The sequence below is a fragment of the Paraburkholderia denitrificans genome, from assembly GCF_042655705.1.
In the GTDB taxonomy this organism is placed as follows: domain Bacteria; phylum Pseudomonadota; class Gammaproteobacteria; order Burkholderiales; family Burkholderiaceae; genus Paraburkholderia; species Paraburkholderia denitrificans.
The window spans coordinates 165,883-190,608 of record NZ_JBHSMP010000017.1 but is presented as its reverse complement, the minus strand read 5'-3'; the positions used below and the strand labels follow the sequence as shown (position 1 = coordinate 190,608).

Below are 24,726 nucleotides of genomic sequence, written 5' to 3'. Positions count from 1 at the left end.
GAGCAACATGCAACGTCATAGCGCATCGCCCGCCTCGCTCATGAGGTCGATGATCAAGAATCGCCGCCTCCTATTCGATCTTGCACGCCGCGACGCAGTCGGGCGATACAAGGGTTCGGTGCTGGGCATCTTCTGGTCGCTTCTCACACCTCTGCTGATGCTGACGGTCTACACGCTCGTGTTCAGCGAGGTGTTCAAATCTCGCTGGCAAAACGGCGGAGCCCAAGCGTCCAAGGCCGAATTCGCGGTCGTGCTCTTCTCCGGGATGATTCTCTTCAATCTATTTGCCGAATGCATCGGCCGAGCCCCGACACTTATTCTGACCAATAGCAATTTCGTCAAAAAGATTGTCTTCCCGCTCGAAATCCTGCCTTGCGTCAATTTGTTCTCGGCGCTATTCCACGGCACCGTCAGCCTGATTATTCTGCTGGTCACCGAGTGGATCGTCCGCGGCTCCGTACCCTGGACCGCGTTACTCATCCCCCTCATCGTCGCCCCCTTGTGTTTATTCATACTCGGCGTCTCATGGTTTCTCGCAGCGACCGGCGTGTTCCTGCGAGATATCGGGCAGACAATCGGCATCGTCATTACGGCCATGATGTTCCTCAGCCCGGTGTTTTATTCGATCACGTCGTTGCCGCATCGCTTCCAGGTCCTCGTATACTTGAACCCGATGACATTTCCGATCGAGCAGGGACGCAACGTGCTCATTTGGGGCCAGTCCATTAGTTGGCAGTATTGGATCGTCTACTCGATCGCTTGCATCCTCTGTGCCTGGCTTGGTTTCGCCTGGTTTCAGCGGACGCGTGGAGGATTTGCTGATGTCGTCTGAGATCGCCATCCGCGTAAGCGGCGTTTCCAAGGGATTCCAGGCCTACAATCGGCCCCAGGATCGTCTTCTCCAAAGCCTCTATGGGCTGGCGGCCAGGCTCGCACCACTCCCCGTATTGCGCGACAAGTTCGCTCGCAAAGCTCAATCGTGCTCGCGCACATTCTGGGCGCTGCGCGATGTCAGCTTCGAGGTACGGCGCGGTGAAACTGTGGGGGTCATCGGGCGCAATGGTTCCGGCAAGAGCACAATTTTGCAGATGATCTGCGGCACCCTCGGCGCGACGACCGGGGAAATCGAAACGCACGGACGAATCGCCGCACTGCTCGAACTCGGGTCGGGATTCAACCCGGAGTTCACAGGCCGCGAAAACATTTATCTAAACGGCCAACTGCACGGGCTGACGCGCGAACAGATCCGCGAGCGCTTCGACGACATCATCGGCTTCGCGGATATCGGTGACTTCATCGAGCAGCCCGTGAAGACCTACTCGAGTGGGATGTTCGTTCGCCTTGCGTTTGCGGTCATTGCGCACGTAGACGCGGACATTCTCGTCGTGGATGAAGCGCTCGCGGTCGGCGATGCATTCTTTACGCAGCGCTGTATGCGCTTTCTGCGCGAATTCATGAAGACGGGCACTGTGCTGTTCGTCAGTCACGACACGAACGCCATTCGCAATCTGTGCACGCGCGCAATCTGGCTTGAACGCGGTCAGATGCAACAGGAAGGGGAGCCAAAGGACGTTTGCAATCTCTACCTTGAGGCATTCTACGAAGCGCAGCAGGGCAAAGGAACAACCACGCGCATGAAGTCGCGCGCCGATGTCGTCGCAGCTGCCGCCCGAAAACCGGAGAAAGATCAGCGTCTTGCGTTCATCAATAACACAACTTTGCGCAATGATATCCGCCTGTTTAAATTCAACCCCGATGCTGCGGCATTCGGCAAAGGCGGAGCGCATATTACCGGAGTCGAGTTCTTCGACGAGAGCGGCTCACCACTCTCGTGGATAGTCGGCGGAGAGTTGGTAACGTTGTGTATTTCCGTCCACTCCGAGATTCTGCTTGCCTCGCCGATTATCGGATTTCATATCAAGGATAAGCTAGGCCAGACGCTGTTTGGCGACAACACATTCCTGTCTTTTTGTGACAGCCCGGTCGCGTGCGAAGCAGGCAGCACGATTAGCGCTTATTTTACTTTCCTGATGCCCGTGCTGCCCGGTGGAGACTATTCGGTCAATGCCGCCGTTGCCGAAGGTACGCAGGAAAATCATGTGCAGTTGCACTGGATGCACGACGCGCTTATTTTCAAGTCGGAGGCATCGAGCGTATCGACGGGCCTTGTCGGCATACCGATGCTCAACATCGACTTAAAGCCGACGACGTCGCAGAAAGAAGTCGCGGCGGAAATTTGGACAGATCGAATCTGAAGCGATCCGCACGCGTGAACCGCTCCGGTTTTCTGGACCCACTGCGGCGTTAGTGTTCGGTCTTTTATGAGTCTTCGACCGCGGGTCGAAGGCTGTGGTGCCGGGCGAATTCACCCGGCGTCAAATCATTGAGTACCTGGTGAGGCCGGGTCTCATTGTAGTCCCGGCGCCAAGCATCGATCTCGCATCTCGCCTCAGCCGGGGATTCAAACCGGTGCAGGTTCGGACATTCATCCCGAAGTGAACCGTTGAACGTCTCCAGCGGTTGTTCGTTGGCTTGCCTGGTCGGCTGAAGTCGATCGGTATCTTGCAGGGGGCTTGACGCAGGATGCGGTGCAAAACGAATTTCGGGGTGGACTACCGCGCGCGTCCCGTAGTCACCTTCCGTTTAACCCGCGCCGCCGTACCTCTGACCACCAGATACACTCGACGCAGCGTCCAGATTCCAGGAATACGTCTGGCGATTCTGAGCAAGCGGCTTCGCGACACGGCCACCGGGTACATCATTTTGGCGATCTCGGCGGCATACGAGTAAACCTGATTGGGCGTCGTCTCGATGATCAGATTGTCACGTGCTCTAAGCGCCTTTTGATAGTAATCGTCGAGTTCCTGCTGGCGCGTCGTAGCGTGACCATGTCGCGCAGGTACCCGGTACGCGGACGTGACTTTCTCGATCAATTCGTAGTCGTCCTTTTGACAGTATCGAACCCAGAGATCCCAATCCTCAAGCCGTTCGAGCTCGACGTTGAATCCGCCGTAACGCGTAAAGAGTTCACGCCGAAAGAGGATTGCCTGGATTGGAATAAAGTTGTGATGCCAGATGGCTGGTCGCGAAAAACGTTCACGATACGCGACGAAGCGATTGACCTCCTGGTATTCCCAAGGATCGTGACTAATGACCTCGGTCTCGATCTCGAAAGCAAGCGAATAGACGGCAGCAAGGTCATGTCGCTCCGTCAGTCGGCCCGCCAGGAGTTCGACATGGTCCGCGTACAGCAAATCGTCGTCGTCCAGAAAACACGCATAGACGCCTTTCGCAGCGGCGAGACCCGCGTTGCCCGCAAGACAACGCCCGCCCTTCGGTAACGACCGGTACTGGACGGCCGCAATCAAACCGGACTTCGCAACGGAATCAATGAATGCCTGTGCAGTGTTCGAGCCATCCTCCACCACGACAAGCTCGACATTCGGGTAGGTCTGGTTTTGTACTGATTGCACCGCCTCTTTGAGCTTGCCAAGGCGGCCGGCATAAGTGCGTACGACAATGCTGACCAGTGGTAAATCGGCCGGCAGCGGGCCGGCTTCGATGAACTGCCCCTCACGAGAGAGATCGTAATCCCAGCCGGAAAATGAAAATCTGATTGCAGACTTCTTGCGCGTACGCAAGAAATACAGGCCATCCCGCAGCAATTTTCTCCAGCCGGCCAGCAACCCTTTCAACCGTCCCGGCACCGGCACGGGAATCATCAGGAGGCCAAGGTACATCACGAGGCCTGCGAAGATCTCGCGCATCGTTCCGTAACGGAGCCTGAGCAGGACGTTGGCCAGCGTACTGCCGAAGAACTGTGCGGGCTTGATCTCGTTGGCGGTCTCGTAGGAGTAGTGCCAACAGACGGCGTTAACGCAATAGCGCAAAATAAAGCCGAAATCGCGCAAACGGTACGAAATTTCGACGTCCTCTCCGTAAAGAAATAGCCGCGGCTCGTACCCGCCTATTTTCTCGAACGCGGATCGCCGGAAAAGGATGCACGCGCTGGATGCCCATCCGACTACCAGCGTCACCGCGTCATAGTTCTTCGGGTGTTCGTAGGGCTTTTGCCTGAACTCCCACGCGGCGACATTCTCGGCGTCGAGCATAGCTGTACGCACCGCTATTTCAATCGCGCGTTCGTCAAACGTGAGATCGACGTTCGAAACGAGACAGAACACCGCGCTGCCGCGGGCAAGATTGGCATTGTGTCCCCTGCCGAATCCTATGTTTTGACCACATTCCAATGAGGCCGACGCGAAACGGTGTTGATGCTCCGCGAGCATCTCGCGAATTGCTGCAACTGTGCCGTCTTCTGAACCGTTATCCCGGATCAACAGAGAAATCTTGTGCAGCGGAAAGCTTTGCTGCATTAGACTGCGCCAAAAGCCATCAAGCCAGCGCTGCGAGTTGAAGGTCACGATCGACAGATCGATCGTCGGCAGGTCAGACAAGTTGATCATAGGGTAAAAACGTCGAATCAGAACACGGCGCAATTCACTGCCCGCCGCCAACGCAAGTGCAAACGCCGTGTGGACCGCGACGCTCGGGCATAAATGCCCTAAGGTGAAACCGGGGAAGGCCCCGCGAACGCCAGCCGAAGGCGAAGCCCGCTGCAACGCACGAACGCGCCGTGTCGCGTCAACCAGCCATGCAAAGCTGAAGGGCGTCACGCCAGTCCGGCGCGCGCAAGCCAAATACCTTTTCCAATTTGTCGCACGATAACCGGGAATTGGCCGGCCGTTTTGCGGGTGTCGGGTACTCCGCACTTGGAATCGGCTTGAGGACAGGCTTTCGATCGAGTCCAGACAGCTCAAAGATCGTAGACGCAAAGCCGTGCCACGATGTGTCACCGGACGCAGTCAAATGGTAAATCCCGGAATGTGCGTTCCACCAGCTATCCCAGTCTTCCGCTGCCCCGACCATTGCTTGCGCCAGCACGTTGGACGTGAGTGCAGCGATGGTGTTGGCCCAAGTGGGCGCGCCAAACTGATCGTCGACTATGCTCAACTCATCACGCTCGGCGCCGAGGCGCAGCATCGTGCGAAGGAAGTTCTTGCTGCGTGCGGCGTAGACCCAACTAGTCCGGAAAATCAAATAGTCGCACCCGCACTGAGCCACTGCCTGCTCGCCTGCAAGCTTGCTGGCGCCATAGACGTTTTGCGGATTGACCGGGTCATCCTCGACGTAAGGGGCCGACTGGGTTCCGTCGAAAACATAGTCAGTCGAGTAGTGGACGATGCGAGCGCCGAGGCGCTTCGCCTCTTCGGCCAGCAAGGCGGGCGCTTCGGCATTGAGCCGCATGGCAGTGGCGACGTCCGATTCCGCCTGGTCGACCGCCGTGTAAGCTGCCGGATTGACAATCAATGCAGGCTTCAAGTCTCGCAGCACGCGGCGAATCTGATCCATATCCCCAAGATCGAGAACACTTCGATCCGCCGCCACGACCTTGCCCAGTCCTTGCAAGGTACGCATCAACTCGAATCCCACCTGCCCACTCACGCCAGTCAGCAGAATGGTCGGTCGTGCACGCTTCACCATTCGACTCCCTTACTCATAGCATTCAGCGTCAGCAAGCCGCTTTCCCTGCGCGTCCCTTGCGGCGAGTATGGGTTCCATAGCGATCGGCCATTCAATGCCGATATCGGGATCGTTCCAGACGATGCTACGCTCGTGCTCGGGAAACCAGTAGTCGGTGGTTTTGTAAAGGAACTGCGCCGCCTCGGACAACACGACGAAACCGTGTGCGAAGCCCGGAGGAATCCAGAGCTGCCGGTGATTGTCACCCGACAGCACTACGCCCTCCCACTTGCCGAAATTGGGCGAACTCTTGCGGACATCGACCGCGACGTCGAACACCTCGCCCTCGACCACGCGGACCAGCTTGCCCTGTGCATGCTGAATCTGATAGTGCAATCCGCGCAGCACGCCTTTGGTCGAGCGCGAATGATTGTCCTGTACGAATTCAACACCCATCGCGACCTGCTCGGCAAACTCTCGCGCGTTAAAGCTTTCGAAAAAAAAGCCGCGCGCGTCACCGAACACCTTAGGTTCGATGATCTTGACTTCGGGGAGAGCCGTAGACGTTACCTGGATGGCCATGCAACTTGATCCGTAAGAAGATTCTTCAAATACTGCCCATAACCGTTCTTCGCCAGCGGCTGTGCAAGTTTGTCCAACTGCTCGGCGTCGATCCAGCGATAGCGATATGCAATTTCTTCGGGGCAGGCTACCACGAGTCCCTGCCGCTTTTGCAGCGTGGCAATGAACGTTGCCGCCTCGATCAGCGAATCGTGGGTGCCGGTATCGAGCCATGCATAGCCGCGGCCCATGATTTCGACATTGAGCGCACCCTGCGACAGGTAGCGCGAGTTTACATCAGTGATCTCGAGTTCGCCGCGTGCGGAAGGCTTGATATCGGCGGCGATGTCGCACACCTGGTTATCGTAGAAGTAGAGTCCCGTGACCGCATAGTTCGAGCGCGGCGTAGCCGGCTTCTCTTCGATCGACACCGCACGGAACGACTTGTCGAATTCCACGACACCGTAACGCTCGGGATCATGCACGTGATACGCGAACACTGTGGCACCGGAGTCCCGGGCATTCGCCCGCTCCAGTTGCTTCGCGAGATCATGGCCGTAGAAGATGTTATCGCCGAGAATCAGCGCGGACTGATCGTTGCCGACGAAGTCTTTGCCGATGATGAACGCTTGTGCCAAACCATCGGGCGACGGCTGCACCGCATACTGGATGCTCATGCCCCACTGACTGCCGTCACCGAGCATCGCCTCGAAGCGCGGCGTGTCTTGCGGCGTGGAGATGATCAGGACCTCACGAATACCCGCTACCATCAGCGTGGACAGCGGATAGTAGATCATCGGCTTGTCGTAGACCGGCAACAACTGCTTCGATACGACGTGGGTTATAGGATATAGACGGGTTCCCGACCCGCCAGCGAGAATAATGCCCTTGCGCGCCATGACGGTGCCTTTACGCGCGCTGCGCGTAGTTGGTCTCAACCCACTTTCGGTAATCGCCGGAAGCCACTTCGTCGACCCACGCCTGGTTGTCGAGATACCAGCGCACGGTCTTCGCCATGCCCGTTTCGAACGTCTCCGCCGGCTTCCAACCCAGCTCGCGCTCGAGCTTGCGTGCGTCGATCGCGTAGCGGCGATCGTGGCCGGGGCGGTCCTTCACGTACGTGATCTGGTCGCGGTACGAGCCCTCAGCCTTCGGGCGCAGTTCGTCGAGCAGGTCGCACAGCGTATGCACGACTTCGAGGTTCTTTTTTTCGTTCCAGCCGCCCACGTTGTACGTCTCGCCCACCGCTCCGCGCACGAGGACTTCGCGAATCGCGCTGCAATGGTCGCCCACATAGAGCCAGTCACGCACGTTCTGACCATCGCCGTATACGGGCAGCGGCTTGCCGGCAAGCGCGTTGGCGATCATCAGCGGAATGAGCTTTTCTGGAAACTGATACGGACCGTAGTTGTTCGAACAGTTCGTGGTGAGCGTCGGCAACCCATACGTATGGTGATACGCGCGCACGAGGTGGTCCGAACCGGCTTTGGTTGCCGAATACGGACTGTTTGGCGCATAAGGAGTCGTTTCGGAGAATTGGGGGTCCGTCGCCGAAAGCGAACCGAAAACTTCGTCCGTCGAGACGTGGAGGAAACGGAATGCGGTCTTTTCGCCCTCGGGCAGTCCATTCCAGTACTTGCGCGCGGCTTCTAGCAGTGCAAAAGTACCAACCACATTGGTCTGAACAAAGTCCGCCGGGCCATGAATTGAGCGATCGACATGGCTTTCCGCCGCGAAATGCAGAACGGCGCGCGGCCGGTGTTCCGTAAAAAGCGCATCCAGCCCCGCAGCGTCGCAAATGTCCTGGCGCACAAATACGTGCTTCGGATTGCCCCGCAGCGATTGCAACGTTCCCAGATTGCCCGCGTAGGTCAACTTGTCCACGTTCAAAACGGCTTCGTCGGATTGACGCAACCAATCAAGCACAAAATTGGCGCCGATAAAACCGGCACCACCCGTTATGAGAATCATGGAACTCCCTTTGTTGGCGCGAATACGCGGACACATCCAGCGCTTCCCCCCCGCCGCCAGACGCACAGACGAATGCTGAAAAATGGACTATTCGCGAGACAACGCCGAGGTTAATCCAAACCGCATACTCTGACTCTGATTTATTAACGGCAATTATACGGGGCGGTCGAGCGAACGCCATAGCCCTAACATCCAGAAACAGCTTGATAATTTCCGCCCGACCCCACCCTGCCTGAAAGCAGGCGGGAGCTACATCATGTCAAAATAGCCTTACGCAAACGATTCAGCCGACGTCCATCACACCCCCATCGTTCTCCTGTGATACCGTCACCCAGATCCTCTGGCGCTCCGCCACACCGCGCTAAGCCTAATTCGCATCCGTTTTCGCTTCAATGATCAAGCACGATCCGCTTCCGCCCCCCCTCGCTTTCGGCGACCTCCAGGGCTGCCTCTCGCCATTTCGCGAACTGCTGGCCAAGGCCGCACCCTCCCCCGACACGCCGCTCTGGTTCGCGGGCGACCTGATCAATCGCGGGCCCGCGTCTCTTGAGACGCTGCGCGAAGTCATCGATCTCGGCGAGCGTGGCGTAGCCGTGCTAGGCAATCACGATCTGCATCTGCTGTCGGTATCGGCGGGCATTCGCAAGTCGAAAAAGGGCGACACCATCGACGACATCCTGAACGCGCCCGACGCGGAAGACTTGCTGCACTGGGTGCGCCACCGCCCAATCGCGCACTACGAAAACGGCATGCTGATGGTGCATGCGGGCGTATTGCCGCAGTGGGACGTCGGCCTCACGATGGAACTCGCGCGCGAACTTGAAAAAGCGTTACGCCGCGACAGCTGGCGCGAGACGCTCGCAGGCCTCTACGGCAACGAGCCGAACCGCTGGTCAAAGGATCTGAAAGGCATCGATCGTCTGCGCGTGACGTGCAGTGCGCTCACGCGCATGCGCTTTTGCGATCGCGACGGCGTAATGGATTTCTCGTCCAGCGGCGGCATCGATTCCGCGCCGCCGGGTTTCATGCCGTGGTTCGACGTGCCCGGGCGCAAAACCGAAAACATCACGGTAGTCTTCGGCCATTGGGCCGCGCTTGGCCTCACCTTGCGCAAAAACGTGATCGGTCTCGACTCCGGCTGCGTTTGGGGTGAGCAGCTTTCGGCAATCCATCTCGTCGACGATCCGTGCGGGCGCATCCTCACGCAGGTCCCGTGCGAGAGTTGCCGCGCGGCGAACGGCTAAATCACCCGAATTCGCGCAGGCGCACGCCTTCCGGCGTCAAATCGTCTGCGCCGCGCCATGCAGATGCGCCGACGGTTCCGCCCGCATCGTCTCCAACGCCAGCCCCACCGCCGCCTCCGCCTGCGCCGCCAGCTTGCGCCGGTCGTCCTGCGGCGGAATCGGCTCACCCACGTAGACATGCGCGGTCAGCGGCCCGTCATTCAGGATCGCATCGAGCGACGCCTTGAGCGACACGTCGTCGATATACGCGGGCGCGAGCGACTGCCGCCCCTGCGCATCCTCGTAGAATATGCACAGCGGCTGCACCGGCCGGCCCGCCGACACCGCCGCCTGAAACATGTTCGTATGAAACGGCTTGAGCGCGCCCCCGTCCGATGTCGTGCCTTCGGGGAACACGCACATCAGTTCGCCGCGTTCGAGCCGGGCCGCCAGTTCGTGCATGATGCGCCGCGCGTCGCTGCGCTTTTCGCGTTCGACGAACACGGTATCGAGATTCTGCGCGAACCAGCCGATCAGCGGCCAGCGGCGGATCTCGGCCTTCGAGACGAACGGCGTCGGCCGCCACGCGTTGATGACATAGATGTCGATCCACGAAATGTGGTTGCTCACCACGAGCGCGCCCGCGTCGATGCGGGCCGCGTCGTTGTGGACGACGAGCTTCATGCCGCACAGCGCGAGCATCTTGAGCGACCACGCGCGGTTCATGGCGTGGCGTTCGTCGGCGCTCGCACGCGGAAAGCGCAGTGCGACAGTCAACGCGCCGCGCAGCAGATGGACGAGCAATCGGGCCTTGCGAACGAAGAGACTCATGGCGAATCAGGCGAAAACGATATCGATTGAAGTGCGTGTCGAGGGATGTGTCGCAAACGGATTCAGTTGCGCTCGAAACCGATTCGCCCGGCAACGAGCGTAGCGCGCACGACAGCGGGCAGTTCGTAACCGAGAAACGGCGTGTTGTGCCCCTGGCTCTTCAGCGCGCGCGGTGCCACGTGCCAGTGCGCGTGTGCATCGAATACGCAGAGATCCGCATCCGCACCAACTTCAATACGGCCGGCGTCAAGCTTCATGGCCGCCGCGGGCGCCGACGTGATGCGCGCCAGCGCCTGCGCGAGCGGCACGCGCGCCTCCTGCGCCCACTTCACCGTCAGCGAAAGCAGGAGTTCGAGGCCGGTCGCACCCGGCGTCGCTTCGGCGAACGGCAAGAGCTTTTCGTCGTCGTCCACGGGCGTGTGGTCCGAGCAGATCGCGTCGATCGTGCCGTCGGCGAGTCCCGCGCGGATCGCTTCGCGGTCGCGCTGCTGACGCAGCGGCGGGTCGAGCCGGAACTGCGCATCGAAATAGCCGATGTCCATGTCGATCAGATGCACGTGGTTCGCGCTCACATCGCAGGTCACCGGCAGTCCTTCGGCCTTCGCCGCACGCATAAGCTCGACGCCCGCCGCCGACGAGAGATGCATGACGTGCACGCGCGCGCCCGTCACGCGCATCAGTTCGAAAAGCGTATGCAGCGCGATCGTCTCCGCGCTCACGGGCACGCCTGCGAGGCCAAGCCGCGACGCCACCGCGCCGCTCGCCGCCACGCCGCCCTTCGAGAGATACGCGTCCTGCGGACGCAGCCACGCCGCGTAACCATACGTGCTCGCGTATTGGAGCGCGCGCAACAAAACCTGCGTGTCGGCGATAGGCTGATCGGCTTGCGTGAAGCCGATGCAACCGGCGTCGGTGAGCGACACCATCTCCGTGATCACCTGGCCCTTCAGCCCCACGGTGAGCGCGCCAAGCGGATGGACGCGCGCGCGTTCGAGCTTGCCCGCGCGATATTTGAGCATCTCGATCAGGCCCGCTTCGTCGAGCACGGGATCGGTGTCGGGCATGCACACGAGGCTCGTCACGCCGCCCGCGAGCGCCGCGGCCATTTCCGATTCGAGCGTCGCCTTGTGTTCGTAGCCGGGCTCGCGCAGACGCGCGCACAGATCGACGAAGCCAGGCGCAACGTAGTGCCCTTTCGCGTCGAGGGTTCTGTCCGCCTCAAAGCCTTCTGGAGCCGCGCCGAGCGCGACGATCTTGCCGTGCGCGATATACACGTCCTGCTTCGTTTCGGTACCGGCCGCGGGGTCGATCAGCGTCCCGCCCTGAATATGGATCTTCATGCGCTGCCCTTGTTGTTTGACCGGTTCACTCGCTTGTGCCCGCAACGATGCTCATCACGGCCATGCGCACCGCAATGCCGAAGCTCACCTGATCGAGGATCACCGATTGCGGACCGTCCGCGACCTGCGAGTCGATCTCGACGCCGCGGTTCATCGGCCCCGGATGCATCACGATCGCATCGGGCCGGGCCAGCGCGAGCCGCTCGGGCGTGAGGCCCCAGCTTTTGAAATACTCCTGCGCCGAAGGCAAAAGCGCACCGCTCATGCGTTCGTTCTGCAGGCGCAGCATGATGATGACGTCGACGTCCTTCAGCCCCTCGTCGAGGTTGTGAAAGACGCGCACGCCCATTTGTTCGAGCCCGCCGGGCAAGAGCGTGCGCGGCCCGATCGCGCGCACTTCGGGCACGCCGAGCGTGGTGAGCGCATGAATGTCCGAGCGCGCGACGCGCGAGTGCAGGATGTCGCCGACGATCGCCACGCGCAGGTTCGTGAAATCGCGCTTGTAGTGGCGGATCGTGTACATGTCGAGCAGTCCCTGCGTCGGATGCGCGTGACGGCCGTCGCCCGCGTTGATCACATGCACGTGCGGCGCGCAATGCTCGGCGATCAGGTACGGCGCGCCGCTCGACGCATGGCGCACGACGAACATGTCGGCGTGCATCGCGGAGAGATTGCCGATCGTATCGAGCAGCGATTCGCCCTTGCTCGTCGACGATGCATTGATATTCAGGTTCAGCACGTCCGCCGAAAGGCGTTTGGCCGCGATTTCGAAGGTCGTGCGCGTGCGCGTCGAGTTCTCGAAGAACAGATTGAACACCGACTTGCCGCGCAACAGCGGCACCTTCTTCACGTCGCGGTCGGTCACGCTCACGAACTGCTCGGCGGTATCGAGAATGTGCGTGACGATCCGGCGCGGCAGGCCCTCGATCGTCAGCAAATGCTTGAGTTCGCCGTTCTTCGTGAGTTGCGGATTGCCCTTCAGGAAGCCGTAGCGAAACGGTTCGTTATCGGCGGATTCTGGAGTGGACTGGGAATTCATCGCTGAGGTCCTTTGCATGCAGGGCCGGGATCATACGAAATGCGCGCGACGTCGCTACGGTAGCAACGCGCGCGCGACACGCGGATCGAACTGACGCCATCAGTCACCATCGCGCACCATCAGGCGCCGCCCGCCGGCGTGACGTGAAACGCGAAACGGCCGTCGGCGTCGCGTTCGAGCACGAGCGTCGCGTCGGCGGCCACCTCCGCGACGCCGCCTGCGAAGCGCGCCGCCACCGGCAGCTCGCGGCCGCCGCGATCGGCCAGCACCGCCAGATCGACCGAGGCGGGGCGGCCGTAGTCGTACAGTTCGTTGAGCGCCGCACGCACGGTGCGGCCCGTGTACAGCACGTCGTCGACCAGCACGATGCGGCGGCCCTCCACTTCGAACGGCAGCGAAGTCGGGCTCGCCTGGCTGTGCAGGCCTTTTTTGGCGTAGTCGTCGCGATGGAGCGCGACGTTGACGACGCCCCATCCGTTCGCGCCGAGATCGTGCGCGAGCCGCGCTGCGATCCACGCGCCGCCGCTATGGATGCCCGCGAGCGCGACGCCATCGGGCGCGCTGAATGCATCCGCGGAATACGCGGCGCGGATCTGGTCGAGAACGGCGCGATAGAGCGCCTCGGCGTCAAGCGTGTCGCTGGGACTCATGGCGTGGGAGCGGAGAGTTCGTCGAGGTATTGCTGGAGGATCACGCAGGCCGCTTCGGCGTCGAGCTGGTTCTTGCCTTCGCCGCGTTCGCGCAGGCGCGCCTCGGCATCGACGGACGAATAGCGCTCGTCCACCCACACCACCGGCAGATTGAAGCGTCCGTTCAGTTGATTGCCGAAGCGTTTGGCCTGCTGCGTCATGGCGTGCGGCGTGCCGTCGGGATGTGACGGCAAGCCGACGACGAGCAGATCCGGCTGCCACTCGCGCAGCAGCGCGCCGACGGCTTCGAAACGATAGTCGCGGCTGCGGTTCTGGATCACGGTGAGCGCCCGGGCGCTATGCGTGAGCGCATTGCCGAGCGCGACGCCGATGCGTTTTTCGCCGTAGTCGAATGCGAGCAGGGTGGCTTCAGCAGCGCCACGCCCGGTAGCCACGCTCATGCGTGACCCGCTTCGCCCGAAAGCATCGTCGACGAGATGCCGAGCAGCGCGAGCGCCGCGTCGAAGCGCTCTTCGGCGGGCACGTCGAAGACGATCTTCGGATCGGCCTCGACCGTGAGCCAGCCGTTGCGCGAGATTTCGTCTTCGAGCTGACCCGCGCCCCATCCGGCATGGCCGAGCGTCAGCAAGAAACGCTCCGGGCCCTTGCCGTTCGCGACGGCTTCGAGCACGTCCTTCGACGTGGTCATTTCGAGGCCGCCCGGGACCGACATCGACGATGTGTAGCTCGTGCCCTCCTCGGGCGCGTGCAGCACGAAGCCGCGCTCGGTCTGCACCGGGCCGCCGAAATAGACGGGTACGTGCAGGAGCGGCTCGATTTCGAGCTTGAGGTCGATGCGGGAAAAGAGGGCCTGCAGATCGATGTCCGTGGGACGGTTGATGACGAGACCGAGCGCGCCGCGCTCGGAATGATCGCAAAGATAGACCACCGTTCCTGAAAACGTGGGGTCCGCCATGTTGGGCATGGCGATCAGGAACTGGTTGGTCAAATTGATGCGATCGTTACTCTTGGACATGGTTTGAATTCTAGCAAAGACGATGCGGAATGGCGGTGGCGTGCCGGGGTGCCTTGGGGGAACTTATGCCGCCGTGTGCGGGACCGCCCGGCGCGCCTGGAAGGTGCCAGCGCCCCGCGCCCTGCCGCCACGATACTTACCGCTGGGTGCTCACTCTAACACGCAGGGGCACCGCGCCCGCAGAGCGGGGAACCGCGATGGCGCCGATCGGAGCATTTCGTCGGATCTACGTTGAAAGAGCGCGAGAAGGCGGCGGGCAATGCTTCTCGTCTGCAAGCTCGATGCCCGCGTGTGCGCAGATGTGCACGAATGTGGCCGAATACGCGCGCTAGTGCTGTGGATTGCCTGGTGCAGCAACTGGCGCAGCAGCAGGCCCCGCTGCCGCCCCCGCACCCGTGATCGCCGCGCCGAGTGCGCGCACAGCAGCTGTCGCATCCGGCTGCGCGATGCCCGCCGCGATCTTGTGCAGCATCGCGCGTAGCGTTTCGCTTGCCTGCTCGAGCACAGCGCTATCCGGTGCCGCAGTCGCACTGGCCGCCCGCGACGGCTCGCCCGCCCCGCTTGCAGCCCCGGTTGTCGCCACGCTTGTCGCCCCGCCTGCCATCCCGCTTGCCGCCCCAGTCGTAGCCCCGCTTGCGGCCGCGTGCGCGGTGCGCCGCCACGCGAGTCCGAGCGCATCGGCGAGCAGCCCGACATGCCCAAGACCAAGCGCCCAGGCCGCCGCGCCGAGCTGGTATGCCGCGTCGCCCGCGAGCAACGCTTCGGCGGCATCGCTTTGCGCGTGCCCGGACCACGCGCGGGCATGGTCCGCCAGCGCAACCATCGAAGCGTCGGCCGTCTGCAGGAAATCCTCGTACGCATTCGCGTTGAGCGCGAGCACGCCGAGTTCGCGCGTGTGCGCGACACGCGACGCCGTGGCGTCGGCCTGCGCGGTTTCCGCCTCCCAGAGCGCCTCGGATGCCTGCGTACCGGCGACATGCCAGTCCACAGTCAGGCCGTAATCGTGCAGTAGTTCGACATCGGCAGTGTCTTCAGCCGCCGCGCCGAAGAGCGCGTAATCGCGCCACAAAAGCGCGAGCGTCGTGCGCACGAGCGATTGCGGCGCGACGCGCAGCCCATGCGACTGATCCGCGAGCAGCAGATTGCAGCGCGCGTAGAAGCGCCGCATTTCGTCGTCGCCCCACAAGGCCGCACCGCGCCGCACCGCACGCGCGCATGCCGCCGCGAGGCGCCAGTAATCGTACGGATCGGAGCTGGCGAGTTCGGCGAAGCAGGCGTCCATCTCGTCGAACGCCGCGTTGGCCAGCGCCGCCACCGCACGGCCGCCATTGGCGTGCCGCATCTTGAGCGCGGGCAGCAGCGCCGCCTCGTAACGCGCGCGGATCTGTGCGAGCTTGTGCGCGGGCTGTGCACGCAGCGTCGCCGACGCGATGGGCCGGCCAAGCAGCGCGACATCGTCGTAAGCGAGCGACACGCCCGGTGTATGCTCGGCAACCAGTTCGAAAAGTGCCCGCTGCCGCGCATAGAGCGCCGGTGAGCACGACAGCTCGCGCAGATTGTGACGCTCGAGCGCGCCCATCAGGTCGGCGATCGCATCGCGAAAGAGCGTGCGCACCGCCTCATCGCCCTCGTCTGCCGCCGCGTGGCGCGACGGCTGGCCATGCGGCGCGACCGTCCCGCCGAGCGCCGAAAGCGCGAAAGGCGACGCGAGCAGAAGCGTGTCGGCGAAACGCGCCGCTGCGAGCCATCCGGCTTCGCGCAATGCACGCCCGGCATGGCGCAGCGGCGCCGTGACGTCGCCGCGCGTGTCGAACGCGTGCTGCGCCTCGGCGAGCGCGGCACGCGCGAGCGGCACGTGCGCACCGCGCGGATTGGGCAAGGCTTCGAAACGGGCGACGGACGTTGAACGAAGGTTCATGGGACAGCGCCGAAAGCGATTGCGGACCGATGCGGCGGCCAGGGTGACCAGGGCGGCCTGCGTGCCGCCTCCCGGCGCAGCACGCCGGGTGCCGGACAGCCCGGCTCGCAATCGGACGAAGAGCGGTTTTACACCAGCGGGACAGCCGGCAATCGGGCTATCTGAGCGGCTATCTCAAAAGACGTGTGTAAGTAGGGCGCGCCAGCAGCGCGCCCTACTTACACGTCGTCAGATCTGGACCATCTCGAAATCCTCCTTGCGTGCACCGCATTCAGGACAGGTCCAGTTGATCGGAACATCCTCCCAGCGCGTGCCGGGCGCGATGCCTTCCTCTGGCAAACCGGCTGCTTCGTCGTAGATCCAGCCGCAGATCAGGCACATCCAGCTTCTATATTCCATTCTTATGCCGCGTCGAAAAGTCCAAAAGAAATGGTCGGGAGACAAGAGCCATGATGGTACCGTGTTGCCGATTTTGTGCCTAGCAAACCCGGCTGCGGGAATCGTCTTGCATCAGTTGCGGGGCGCGCGGCCCCGCGCCGCCCAAAAAACGGCGCGCCGCAGACTTCATCCGTCCCCGGACGCGCCGATAATGCGCATAATTGGAGACGCGGCGCGCTCCCGCGCCACGCTACTCCACACTCGTCACGCACATGCCCAGCGACACGCCTCCCATCGTCCTCACCTTCGGCCTTTCCGATCCGACCGGCGGGGGCGGCCTGCAAGCCGACCTGCTCACGCTCGCCAGCATGGGCTGCCACGGCGTGAGCGTGCTCACCGGCTATACCGTACGCGATTCGGCGGGCTGCGACGAAGTCACCGGGCTCGACCCCGAAGTCGTCGCGACCCAGGCCCGCATGCTGCTGGAGGACATGCCCGTCGCAGCCTTCAAGGTGGGCGCGGCGACGCGCGCCGAAGTGGTGAGCGCCATCGCCGAAGTGGTGGCCGACTACGACGACATTCCGCTGATCCTCGCCCCCGACTTCACGCTCGACGACGAACACGTGCTCGCCGCCGACGAACTGCGCGAAGCCATTGCGGATCTGCTCGCGCCGCAAACCACGCTGCTCGTCGCAGACGCCGCGACGCTGCTTGCGCTCGCGCAGCCCGACGGCGACGCCGAAGCGCCCAGCGTCGATGCCGCAATCGCACATCTGCTCTCGACTGGTTGCGAATACATCCTTTCGATGGAAACGGGCACGCATCGTCTGGTCAACACGCTGTTCTGCGAGGACGGCCAGTTGCGCCAGGATCTGTGGGACCGTGCGACGCAGCCGATGCTGGGCCTGACCGACACGCTCGGCGCGGCAATCGCCGCGCTGCTGGCCAACGGCCAGGAGCCGCCCGAAGCCGTGCGCGAGGCGCAGGAGTACGTGTATCAGGCCGTGCGCAGCGCGTTTCGGCCCGGCATGGGTGCCTGGTTGCCGGATCGCTTTTTCTGGGCACGCAGCAACGACGACGACGACAACGAAAAATCGCAGAAACCCGCCGGCGACGTGCCTCCCGCAGGCGACGCACCGCACTGAAGACGCCGTCTTCACGCAGGCTTGCCCACCAGAGCGGTTGCAACGCTGTCGATGAAAGTGTCGGGCGGAGGGCCGTCGATACCCGCAAACGGCCTGGATATAATTTATACATTTCCAGAGCGATCGACGATTGCAACGATCGCTTCGGGCCGACCCGAATTTTCCAACAGCACGAATTGAGTGTGTCCTATGTCGATGGCAGGCGGATCTTCCAAACTTCGGAGTATCACGGTCGCCGACGCGGCTGCCGACGAGTTGCGCCGGAGGATCATGTCCGGCGAGTATCCGGAGGGATTCCAGCTCAAGCAGGACGCACTCGCAGTGGAAATGGGCATCAGCCGTATTCCGATTCGCGAGGCGCTCGTACAACTGGAAGGCGAAGGGCTCGTCAAGAGCGTGCCTCACAAGGGCGCTGTGGTGTCGGAACTTTCGATTTCCGAAATCGCCGAGCTATTCGAGTTGCGCGGTTTGCTCGAACCGCGTCTTCTGAAGAAATCCGTACCGAAGCTCACGCCAGCGGATTTCGATGAGATGGATGGCATCATCGCCGAATATCGACGCGAGTTGCATGCCCAGCACCAGGCGCGATGGGGCGAGCTGAACACACGTCTGCATGCGATCCTGATGTCGAAGGCGGATCAGCCTCGCACATTGGCGATCGTCAACTCTCTTCTGCAGCAAACGGACCGCTACACACGCCTCCAGCTCTCGCTCAGTGCGCAAAGCACCAGACGCGCTGAAGAAGAACATGACGAACTGGTACGGCTGTGCAAAACAGGCGATATTCGGGGTGCGGCCGCGCTACTGAAGCGTCACATCGACAACGCCTGCGAAGAGCTCAAGCAGTTCATCGCGTCGCGGCGACGTCTTTCGGCGTGAGTTCTCAAGGCCAAATCGGCCTCTTCTAGCGCCCCGCCGCTCCCGCCGCTTCTCTTTACGCGACGACGAGGTCTGACCCGCGCGAAGCGCGGACGACCCTGGCTTTCGCGTCTGCCGAGGGCTAATCCATAATCGCCGCCGTTTTTGTCAGCTGGCCTCCGTTCAGGCCCGCTCCGGCAGCCTTCAAAAAAATAGATTGTATAAAATATACGCGCGGATTAGTATCGGCACATCGCGGCCGCTTCCCCTGCATCACTGCACCGATGCGCCTGTGATTGGCCTTTATTCCCGATTCTTCAGACTATTCAGGAACGCGTGATGTCTTCCAATATTTTCGAAGGTACGATCCCCGCACTCATGACCCCCTGCACCGCCGCGCGCAAGCCGGACTTCGACGCTCTCGTGGCCAAAGGACGGGAACTCGTGGATCTCGGTATGAGCGCGGTGGTGTATTGCGGCTCGATGGGCGACTGGCCGCTCCTGACCGAGTCCGAGCGCCAGGAAGGCGTCGCGCGCCTCGTGGCGGCTGGCGTGCCGACGGTCGTCGGCACCGGCGCGGTGAACTCGAAAGAGGCGGTTTCGCACGCGGCCCATGCGGCGAAAGTCGGCGCGCAGGGCTTGATGGTCATCCCACGCGTGCTCTCGCGCGGATCGTCTCCTGCTGCGCAGAAGGCGCATTTCTCCGCGATTCTCGCAGCCGCACCGGCGCTGCCCGCGGTCATTTACAACAGCCCCTACTATGGCTTTGCCACGCGCGCGGATCTGTTCTTCGAACTCCGTCGCCAGTTCCCCAATCTGGTCGGCTTCAAGGAATTCGGCGGAGCAGCGGACATGCGCTACGCGGCCGAGAACATTACGTCGCAAGACGACAACGTGATTCTGATGGCGGGCGTCGATACCCAGGTCGTCCATGGCTTCGTGAACTGCGGTGCGACGGGTGCGATTACCGGCATCGGCAATGCACTGCCGCGCGAAGTGCTGCAACTGGTGAAGTTGAGCAAGAAGGCGGCTGCGGGTGATGTCACTGCCCGGCGCCTCGCGATGGAACTGGATACGGCACTCGCCGTCTTGTCGTCGTTCGACGAAGGCACGGACCTGGTCCTCTTCTACAAGTATCTGATGGTGCTGAATGGCGACAAGGAATACACGCTCCATTTCAACGAAACCGACGTGCTCAGCGACGCGCAACGCAACTACGCAGAAAGCCAATATGCCCTGTTCCGCAACTGGTATCGCGAATGGTCCAAATCTCTGCAAGACTAAATTGTCCTGCTGAACCGTAAGTGAAGCGGCTCGTCATGGGCCGCTTCACGCATAGGCACGCCGACTAGAACGAAAAAAAACAACTCAGGCGTCGGCGATATCGGCGGGCTTGTCGCCTTTCGCCCGTGGATGCCGCAACGCGCGATACTGGCTCGGCGTGATGCCGACCGTGGCCTTGAACTGGCGCGTGAACGCGCTGTGATCGTTGTAGCCGCAACGTGTGGCGATATCCGTGATGCTCAGATCGCCCGCGAGCAGATCGGAGGCCACGTCGAGCCGCGTCTTCAGCAGCATCTGGCGCGGCGTGAGATGAAACACCTTGTGGAAATAGCGCTCGATCTGCGCCACGGACAGATGCGCGAGCGCGGCGAGATGGGAAACCTTGAGCGGTTGCGCGTAGTTGTCCTGGATGTGGCGCGCGGCGATGGCGAGGCGCTGATACGCATGATGCGTGCCCTTCGCGGCCTGCAGGTCGCGCGAAATGCCCGCAAGGCCCAGCACCTTGCCTTGCGCGTCGTGCAGCGGAACCTTCGTGGTCAGGCACCAGCCGGGCTGGCGCCCCGGATAGAGATGCAGTTCGAGCTGGTCGATGAGCTTGCTGTCCGCGCGCATGATGGCCTCGTCCTGCGCCGTGTAGAGCGCGCCGAAACGCAACGGAAACACCTCTGCGGCCGTCTTGCCGAGCAGCGAACGCTTGTCCCTGAAGCCGCAGCGCGCCGCGAGCGTCGTGTTCGCGAACACGTAGCGGGCTTCCCGGTCTTTCACAAAAAACGCCACGTCGGGCATGGTGTCGAACACCGGCTCCAGCAACGCATAGTGCGCCACCATCTGCGCGAGCGTGGTGTTTTCAGCGACGACGAGCAACGCCTGATCGGCCATGAGTGAAGAACGCGGTGAGGAACGCGGCGACGAATGGAAAGGGGTGGCGAAACGCGGGCACACCGGCAGTTTATTGTGCCGCTTGCCTCAACGAGCCGAGCCCGCATTTCTCCACCGACGCATACGCCGCGCGTCGCGTTCAGTCCTCGGCCTGGGCCGCCAGCAGCGTGCCGATCCGGGCCGGCGCGAGCGGCGGACGCGGTATGCCCTGCGTCCAGCCGAAACAGAACGATGCGGCGGTGCCGCATATCTTGCCCTGGCACGGTCCCATGCCGCAACGGGTATGAAGTTTTGCATCGCGCCACGAGCGATGCTGCGCAACGTCGCCGAATGCCACGTCTTCGCAGCGGCAGAACGTCGTCTGCGGGGATGCGAGATCGCGTAGACGCGCGTCAAGCACGAAAGCCTCGGACAGACGCGCGGCGAAACGCCGGTAACGCTCGCGCCCGGCAAAGCGCGCCTGCGCGCGTGCGCGCTCCCCCAGCGCGGCGTGCGCCGCGATACACCCTTCCACGGCCGACAGCTCCATCCCCCCGACGCCCGTACATTCGCCGGCCGCATACACGTGCTCGACCGACGTCGCTTGCCAGTCATCGACGACGATCACGGCGTCGCGCACACCGGCGAGCGGCTGATCGTCGATCCGGCAACCGAGTTCGGCCCCCAGCGACGCATTCGGCACGAGCCCGTACGCGCATGCGAGACGATCGCACGCCACGCTGACCGCTTCGTTGCCGCGCTGCACGCGCACATGCGTAAGCCGGGTCTCGCCGCACGCCTCGATCACGTACGAACCGCACCAGTACGGCGTCGCGCGCAGATCGAAACGCATGCGCAGCGCCTGGCCGAGCTTCGCTGGCGTGCGGACCAGTTGCGCCGCGAAGCGACGTACGGAAGCGGAGCCCGCCTGCTCGACCAGCGCTACAACGCTGGCACCCTGGGCGCGCGCGGTGATTGCAGCCGCCAGCAGCAGCGGACCGCTGCCCGCGATCACGATGCGCTCTCCGCGCACGTCCATGCCGCCCTTCATGAGCGCCTGCAAACCGCCCGCTCCGGTCACGCCGGGCAGCGTCCAGCCGGGATAAGGCAGGAAGCGCTCGCGCGCCCCGCTTGCGACGATGAGCCGGTCATAACCGAGCACGCGCGCGTCGTGCGCATCTTCGGCCAGCAGTCGCCGTTCGGGCAGCGCCTGCACGATACGCGTACCGGTCAGGTGCGTGAGCGCACCGCGCCGCACAAACGTATCGATCTGGTCGAACACCGCACGTGCGTGAGCGCTGGCACGATGGTGCGGGCCCTGACGCCAGACCTGTCCGCCCGCGAGCGCGTTATCGTCGACGAGACCGACACGCGCACCGGCCTGCGCCGCAGTCAAGGCCGCATTCAGTCCGGCCGGTCCGGCGCCGACGACAAGAATGTCGAAATTCATGATTCGGTCCTTCCCGTGCACACGGTCATGCCTTCTGCGCAGAGCGTCTGGCACGCGAGGCGATGGCGCACGCCGTCGATCGTCACGCGGCACTCCTGGCACACGCCCATGCCGCACAGCGGACCGCGCAGCTCGCCACTCACCGAACGGCGCGTGACCACGCCCGTCTTCGCGACCCGCGCCGCCTGCGCGACGGCGGCCACCACCGAACTGCCCGGCACAACTTGCACCGTTTGCCCGTCCACCGTCACCGCCAAAAGCGTCTCAGCCATGCGCGGCCTCCTGTGGCGCACAGCGCGCGGGCAGATACGGGGCAGCGTCGATCGGCGTCGCGCCATTGCTCATCTGGGCGGCGATCAGCCTGGCTGTCGCGAGCGCCGTCGTCACGCCGAGCCCTTCGTGCCCGGCCGCGAGCCAGGTCGCAGGATGAAGACCGGCGGCGAACGGGCCTGCGGGGCCGATCAGCGGCAGGCCGTCGTTTGAAGCGGGACGAAAGCCCGTCCACGCGCGAATCGCATTGAGGTTGCGCAGACCCGGCAGGAAGTGCGTGGCGCGCGCCAGCATGCGCGCCAGCACGGCGGAATCGATTGCCGGATCGACAGTGTCGAACTGGCGCGACGAGCCGATCAGCAACTGCCCGGTCGGGCGCGGCTGCACGTTGAACGCGACCGAGGTGCCGCTCGCGTTGTGCGCGCTCTTGATATAGCCGAGTTCGAGGATCTGGTGACGCACGGTGCCGGGATAGCGGTCGGTGATGAGCAGATGCCCCTTCTTCGGCCGCAACGGCAGACCCGGCAACAGCCGCGCGGCATCGAAGCCGTTGGCGACCAGCACCGCGCCCGCCGCAATCGACTCACCGTCGGCAAGCTGCACGCCCGTGCGAGTCACGCACTCGACGTTCGCGTCGAGCCGGGTTGCGATGCGCCCCTTCACCGGCTGGTCGAGCAGCCACGCGGCGACGGCCGGCGCATAGACCACGCCGTCGTCGGGCACGATCATCGCGCCGCGCAAGTCCTCGCGCAAGGCGGGCTCGGCTGCGCGCAACGCCTGCTCGTCGAGCATCGCGCACGCCACGCCATCGCGCGCGAGCGACTGCTGGCGGGTCTGCGCATAGACGTATTCGTCGTCGTCCGTGGCGACCCACAACGTACCGCAGCGAACGAACGCGTGGCGCGCATCGAGGCGCGGAGCAAGATCGAGCCACAGCTGGCGCGACCACGCGGACAGCGCAAACTCGGCGCGCGTGTCGTCCATCACCACGAGATGGCCCATACCGGCCGCCGTCACGCCACCGCCCACCACGCCGCGCTCGAGGACGAGCACATCGGCGCCGAGAGCGGCCAGTTCGTACGCGCACGCCGCACCGACAATGCCTGCGCCGACCACCACCACATCCGGCGTACCTTCCCCCGCTTTCATCACGCGCGAATGCCCCAGGCGAACGGATCGGCGTCGGAGAACAGCAGACGCGCCTCGGCGTTCACATGCGCCGTGCCTCGCACGCTCGGACGCACGTAGCCCGCGGGCAGACCCGGCTCCAGTGCATAACCCGCCTCGAACACGCTGCCGATGATGCTGGCCTGATGCCACGACGCGCCCGGCGCGAGCTTGCCGTCGGCGGCCAGGCACGCGATCTTCGCGCTCGTCCCGGTTCCGCAGGGCGAACGGTCATACGCCTTGCCGGGACACAGCACGAAGTTGCGGCTGTCGATACCGGCGCGATCGGGTTCGGCGAACAGCTCGACGTGATCGATCAGCGCGCCGTCCGCGCCGGTGATGCCGTTCGCCTCCAGCGCGCGCCGCATCGCCCAGGCCGCGTCGGTCAACGTTTCGATGTTGGCAAACGTGAGCTGCAACCCGTGATCGGCGACCAGGAAGAACCAGTTGCCGCCCCACGCGATGTCGCCATGCACGCGCCCGTGGCCGGGCACATCGAGCGGCACGCCCGCGCGGTAGCGATACGCGGGCACGTTGCGCACGGTCACGCTGGCATCGGCATGCAGTTCGGCCTCGACGACGCCCACGGGCGTCTCGACCCGGTGAACGCCGGGCGCGATACGCCCGAGATGCGCGAGCGAAACGATCAGGCCGATCGTGCCGTGACCACACATGCCGAGAAAGCCGACGTTGTTGAAAAAGATCACGCCCGCCGAGCAGGTCGGATCATGCGGCTCGCACAGGAGCGCGCCGACCATCACGTCCGAACCGCGCGGCTCGTTGACGATGGCGGCGCGCACGTGGTCGAAGTCGCGGCGGAAGATTTCGAGGCGTTCGGCAAGCGGGCCGTGGCCGAGATCGGGGCCGCCCGAGATCACGAGGCGGGTGGGTTCGCCACCGGTATGCGAATCGATGACGTCGATGTGAGAGAGTGTTTTCATGGCGGTAATCGTAAGCGGCAACGATTTTGCCGTCTTGGCCGAACACACCTGCTCCGCTGATGATTTCGGCATAGTGCCCGGACGATCTGCCGACCGCTCGGGCAGCCGCTTTTGCGGCCGGCAGCGAAATCAGTGGTGCCAGGTGGTGTCACGTGGTGCCGGTAAGCACAGCCCTGCCGGGATTACCCGAGTAGCCAGAAAGGCCAGTTGGTGAGCCCGTGAGCGCGGCTTCGCGACTATGCCGATTTCTGCATCGCCGCTGTTTATTTTCCCCAAGACTCGGCAACTTCTGGATTCGTATATT

The 24,726-nt window shown here is 63.1% G+C and carries 24 protein-coding genes and 1 pseudogene; 6 read left to right on the top strand and 19 right to left on the bottom strand.

From position 1 onward, the window contains the following. The first annotated feature begins 7 nt into the window (after positions 1-7). Positions 8-832, top strand: coding sequence for an ABC transporter permease (locus ACFPTO_RS15455; RefSeq protein ID WP_377712423.1), 825 nt, complete (start codon positions 8-10; stop codon positions 830-832). After that, positions 822-2,255: an ABC transporter ATP-binding protein gene (locus ACFPTO_RS15450; protein ID WP_377712421.1), complete on the top strand. Its 1,434-nt coding sequence runs from the start codon at positions 822-824 to the stop codon at positions 2,253-2,255. Before ACFPTO_RS15455 ends, ACFPTO_RS15450 begins: the two co-directional genes overlap by 11 nt. A gap of 64 nt (positions 2,256-2,319) precedes the next feature. Here the strand turns inward: ACFPTO_RS15450 and ACFPTO_RS15445 are convergent. From ACFPTO_RS15445 to rfbB, 6 genes and pseudogenes are all read right to left on the bottom strand, one after another. Then, positions 2,320-2,564, bottom strand: a pseudogene (locus ACFPTO_RS15445) (integrase core domain-containing protein); the annotation flags it as partial. Positions 2,565-2,612: 48 nt separating this feature from the next. Further along, complete coding sequence (locus tag ACFPTO_RS15440; RefSeq protein WP_377712419.1) at positions 2,613-4,676, bottom strand: glycosyltransferase; 2,064 nt, start codon at positions 4,674-4,676, stop codon at positions 2,613-2,615. Further along, the gene (rfbD, locus tag ACFPTO_RS15435) at positions 4,645-5,544 is read right to left on the bottom strand and encodes a dTDP-4-dehydrorhamnose reductase (protein WP_377712417.1); all 900 of its coding nucleotides are present in this window, start codon (positions 5,542-5,544) and stop codon (positions 4,645-4,647) included. Before rfbD ends, ACFPTO_RS15440 begins: the two co-directional genes overlap by 32 nt. A gap of 9 nt (positions 5,545-5,553) precedes the next feature. Then, the gene (rfbC, locus tag ACFPTO_RS15430; protein ID WP_377712415.1) at positions 5,554-6,105 is read right to left on the bottom strand and encodes a dTDP-4-dehydrorhamnose 3,5-epimerase; all 552 of its coding nucleotides are present in this window, start codon (positions 6,103-6,105) and stop codon (positions 5,554-5,556) included. After that, a complete protein-coding gene (rfbA, locus tag ACFPTO_RS15425; protein WP_377712413.1) occupies positions 6,090-6,983 on the bottom strand; it encodes a glucose-1-phosphate thymidylyltransferase RfbA in 894 nt (297 codons plus the stop codon). Before rfbA ends, rfbC begins: the two co-directional genes overlap by 16 nt. Positions 6,984-6,993: 10 nt before the next feature. Continuing rightward, positions 6,994-8,055 carry a dTDP-glucose 4,6-dehydratase gene (gene rfbB, locus ACFPTO_RS15420; protein WP_377712411.1) on the bottom strand — a complete coding sequence of 354 codons (1,062 nt, stop codon included), beginning with the start codon at positions 8,053-8,055 and terminating at the stop codon, positions 6,994-6,996. Between the two features lie 392 nt (positions 8,056-8,447). Between rfbB and ACFPTO_RS15415 the strand changes: the two genes are divergently transcribed. Next, positions 8,448-9,299, top strand: coding sequence for a symmetrical bis(5'-nucleosyl)-tetraphosphatase (locus ACFPTO_RS15415; protein WP_377712409.1), 852 nt, complete (start codon positions 8,448-8,450; stop codon positions 9,297-9,299). Between the two features lie 36 nt (positions 9,300-9,335). On the opposite strand, the gene ACFPTO_RS15410 is transcribed toward ACFPTO_RS15415, so the two are convergent. The 8 genes from ACFPTO_RS15410 to ACFPTO_RS15375 form a co-directional block, all read right to left on the bottom strand. Then, a complete protein-coding gene (locus ACFPTO_RS15410) occupies positions 9,336-10,109 on the bottom strand; it encodes a lysophospholipid acyltransferase family protein (protein WP_377712407.1) in 774 nt (257 codons plus the stop codon). A gap of 62 nt (positions 10,110-10,171) precedes the next feature. Next, positions 10,172-11,449, bottom strand: a complete 1,278-nt coding sequence (locus ACFPTO_RS15405) for a dihydroorotase (RefSeq protein ID WP_377712405.1) — start codon at positions 11,447-11,449, stop codon at positions 10,172-10,174. A 25-nt stretch (positions 11,450-11,474) separates the two neighbouring features. Then, positions 11,475-12,488, bottom strand: a complete 1,014-nt coding sequence (locus ACFPTO_RS15400; RefSeq protein ID WP_377712403.1) for an aspartate carbamoyltransferase catalytic subunit — start codon at positions 12,486-12,488, stop codon at positions 11,475-11,477. Positions 12,489-12,607: 119 nt separating this feature from the next. After that, positions 12,608-13,138, bottom strand: a complete 531-nt coding sequence (gene pyrR, locus ACFPTO_RS15395) for a bifunctional pyr operon transcriptional regulator/uracil phosphoribosyltransferase PyrR (RefSeq protein ID WP_377712401.1) — start codon at positions 13,136-13,138, stop codon at positions 12,608-12,610. Beyond that, positions 13,135-13,578, bottom strand: a complete 444-nt coding sequence (ruvX, locus tag ACFPTO_RS15390; RefSeq protein ID WP_296657627.1) for a Holliday junction resolvase RuvX — start codon at positions 13,576-13,578, stop codon at positions 13,135-13,137. The genes pyrR and ruvX overlap by 4 nt, the downstream gene beginning before the upstream one ends. Beyond that, positions 13,575-14,153 (bottom strand): YqgE/AlgH family protein, encoded by a 579-nt coding sequence (locus tag ACFPTO_RS15385; RefSeq protein WP_377712399.1) that lies wholly within the window; start codon positions 14,151-14,153, stop codon positions 13,575-13,577. The genes ruvX and ACFPTO_RS15385 overlap by 4 nt, the downstream gene beginning before the upstream one ends. Positions 14,154-14,481: 328 nt before the next feature. After that, a complete protein-coding gene (locus ACFPTO_RS15380; RefSeq protein WP_377712397.1) occupies positions 14,482-16,071 on the bottom strand; it encodes a hypothetical protein in 1,590 nt (529 codons plus the stop codon). Positions 16,072-16,299: 228 nt separating this feature from the next. Beyond that, positions 16,300-16,470, bottom strand: coding sequence for a rubredoxin (locus tag ACFPTO_RS15375; RefSeq protein WP_293040836.1), 171 nt, complete (start codon positions 16,468-16,470; stop codon positions 16,300-16,302). Positions 16,471-16,721: 251 nt separating this feature from the next. Between ACFPTO_RS15375 and ACFPTO_RS15370 the strand changes: the two genes are divergently transcribed. The 3 genes from ACFPTO_RS15370 to ACFPTO_RS15360 all read left to right on the top strand — a co-directional run bounded on the left by ACFPTO_RS15370 (position 16,722) and on the right by ACFPTO_RS15360 (position 19,736). After that, positions 16,722-17,594: a hydroxymethylpyrimidine/phosphomethylpyrimidine kinase gene (locus ACFPTO_RS15370; RefSeq protein ID WP_377712395.1), complete on the top strand. Its 873-nt coding sequence runs from the start codon at positions 16,722-16,724 to the stop codon at positions 17,592-17,594. Between the two features lie 195 nt (positions 17,595-17,789). After that, positions 17,790-18,473 carry a GntR family transcriptional regulator gene (locus ACFPTO_RS15365; protein WP_296658029.1) on the top strand — a complete coding sequence of 228 codons (684 nt, stop codon included), beginning with the start codon at positions 17,790-17,792 and terminating at the stop codon, positions 18,471-18,473. A gap of 318 nt (positions 18,474-18,791) precedes the next feature. Next, entirely contained in the window at positions 18,792-19,736 is a 945-nt protein-coding gene (locus ACFPTO_RS15360; RefSeq protein ID WP_377712393.1) for a dihydrodipicolinate synthase family protein, read from the top strand. Between the two features lie 84 nt (positions 19,737-19,820). Here ACFPTO_RS15360 and ACFPTO_RS15355 read toward each other — a convergent pair whose 3' ends face one another. The 5 genes from ACFPTO_RS15355 to ACFPTO_RS15335 all read right to left on the bottom strand — a co-directional run bounded on the left by ACFPTO_RS15355 (position 19,821) and on the right by ACFPTO_RS15335 (position 24,422). Further along, on the bottom strand, positions 19,821-20,615 hold the full coding sequence (locus tag ACFPTO_RS15355) for an AraC family transcriptional regulator (protein WP_377712391.1): 795 nt from the start codon (positions 20,613-20,615) through the stop codon (positions 19,821-19,823). Positions 20,616-20,754: 139 nt separating this feature from the next. Next, positions 20,755-22,044: an FAD-dependent oxidoreductase gene (locus ACFPTO_RS15350; protein ID WP_377712389.1), complete on the bottom strand. Its 1,290-nt coding sequence runs from the start codon at positions 22,042-22,044 to the stop codon at positions 20,755-20,757. Next, positions 22,041-22,316, bottom strand: a complete 276-nt coding sequence (locus ACFPTO_RS15345) for a 2Fe-2S iron-sulfur cluster-binding protein (RefSeq protein WP_377712387.1) — start codon at positions 22,314-22,316, stop codon at positions 22,041-22,043. Before ACFPTO_RS15345 ends, ACFPTO_RS15350 begins: the two co-directional genes overlap by 4 nt. Further along, a complete protein-coding gene (locus ACFPTO_RS15340; RefSeq protein ID WP_377712630.1) occupies positions 22,309-23,463 on the bottom strand; it encodes an NAD(P)/FAD-dependent oxidoreductase in 1,155 nt (384 codons plus the stop codon). Before ACFPTO_RS15340 ends, ACFPTO_RS15345 begins: the two co-directional genes overlap by 8 nt. Beyond that, positions 23,463-24,422 carry a 4-hydroxyproline epimerase gene (locus ACFPTO_RS15335; RefSeq protein ID WP_377712385.1) on the bottom strand — a complete coding sequence of 320 codons (960 nt, stop codon included), beginning with the start codon at positions 24,420-24,422 and terminating at the stop codon, positions 23,463-23,465. The genes ACFPTO_RS15340 and ACFPTO_RS15335 overlap by 1 nt, the downstream gene beginning before the upstream one ends. Positions 24,423-24,726: the final 304 nt, after the last annotated feature.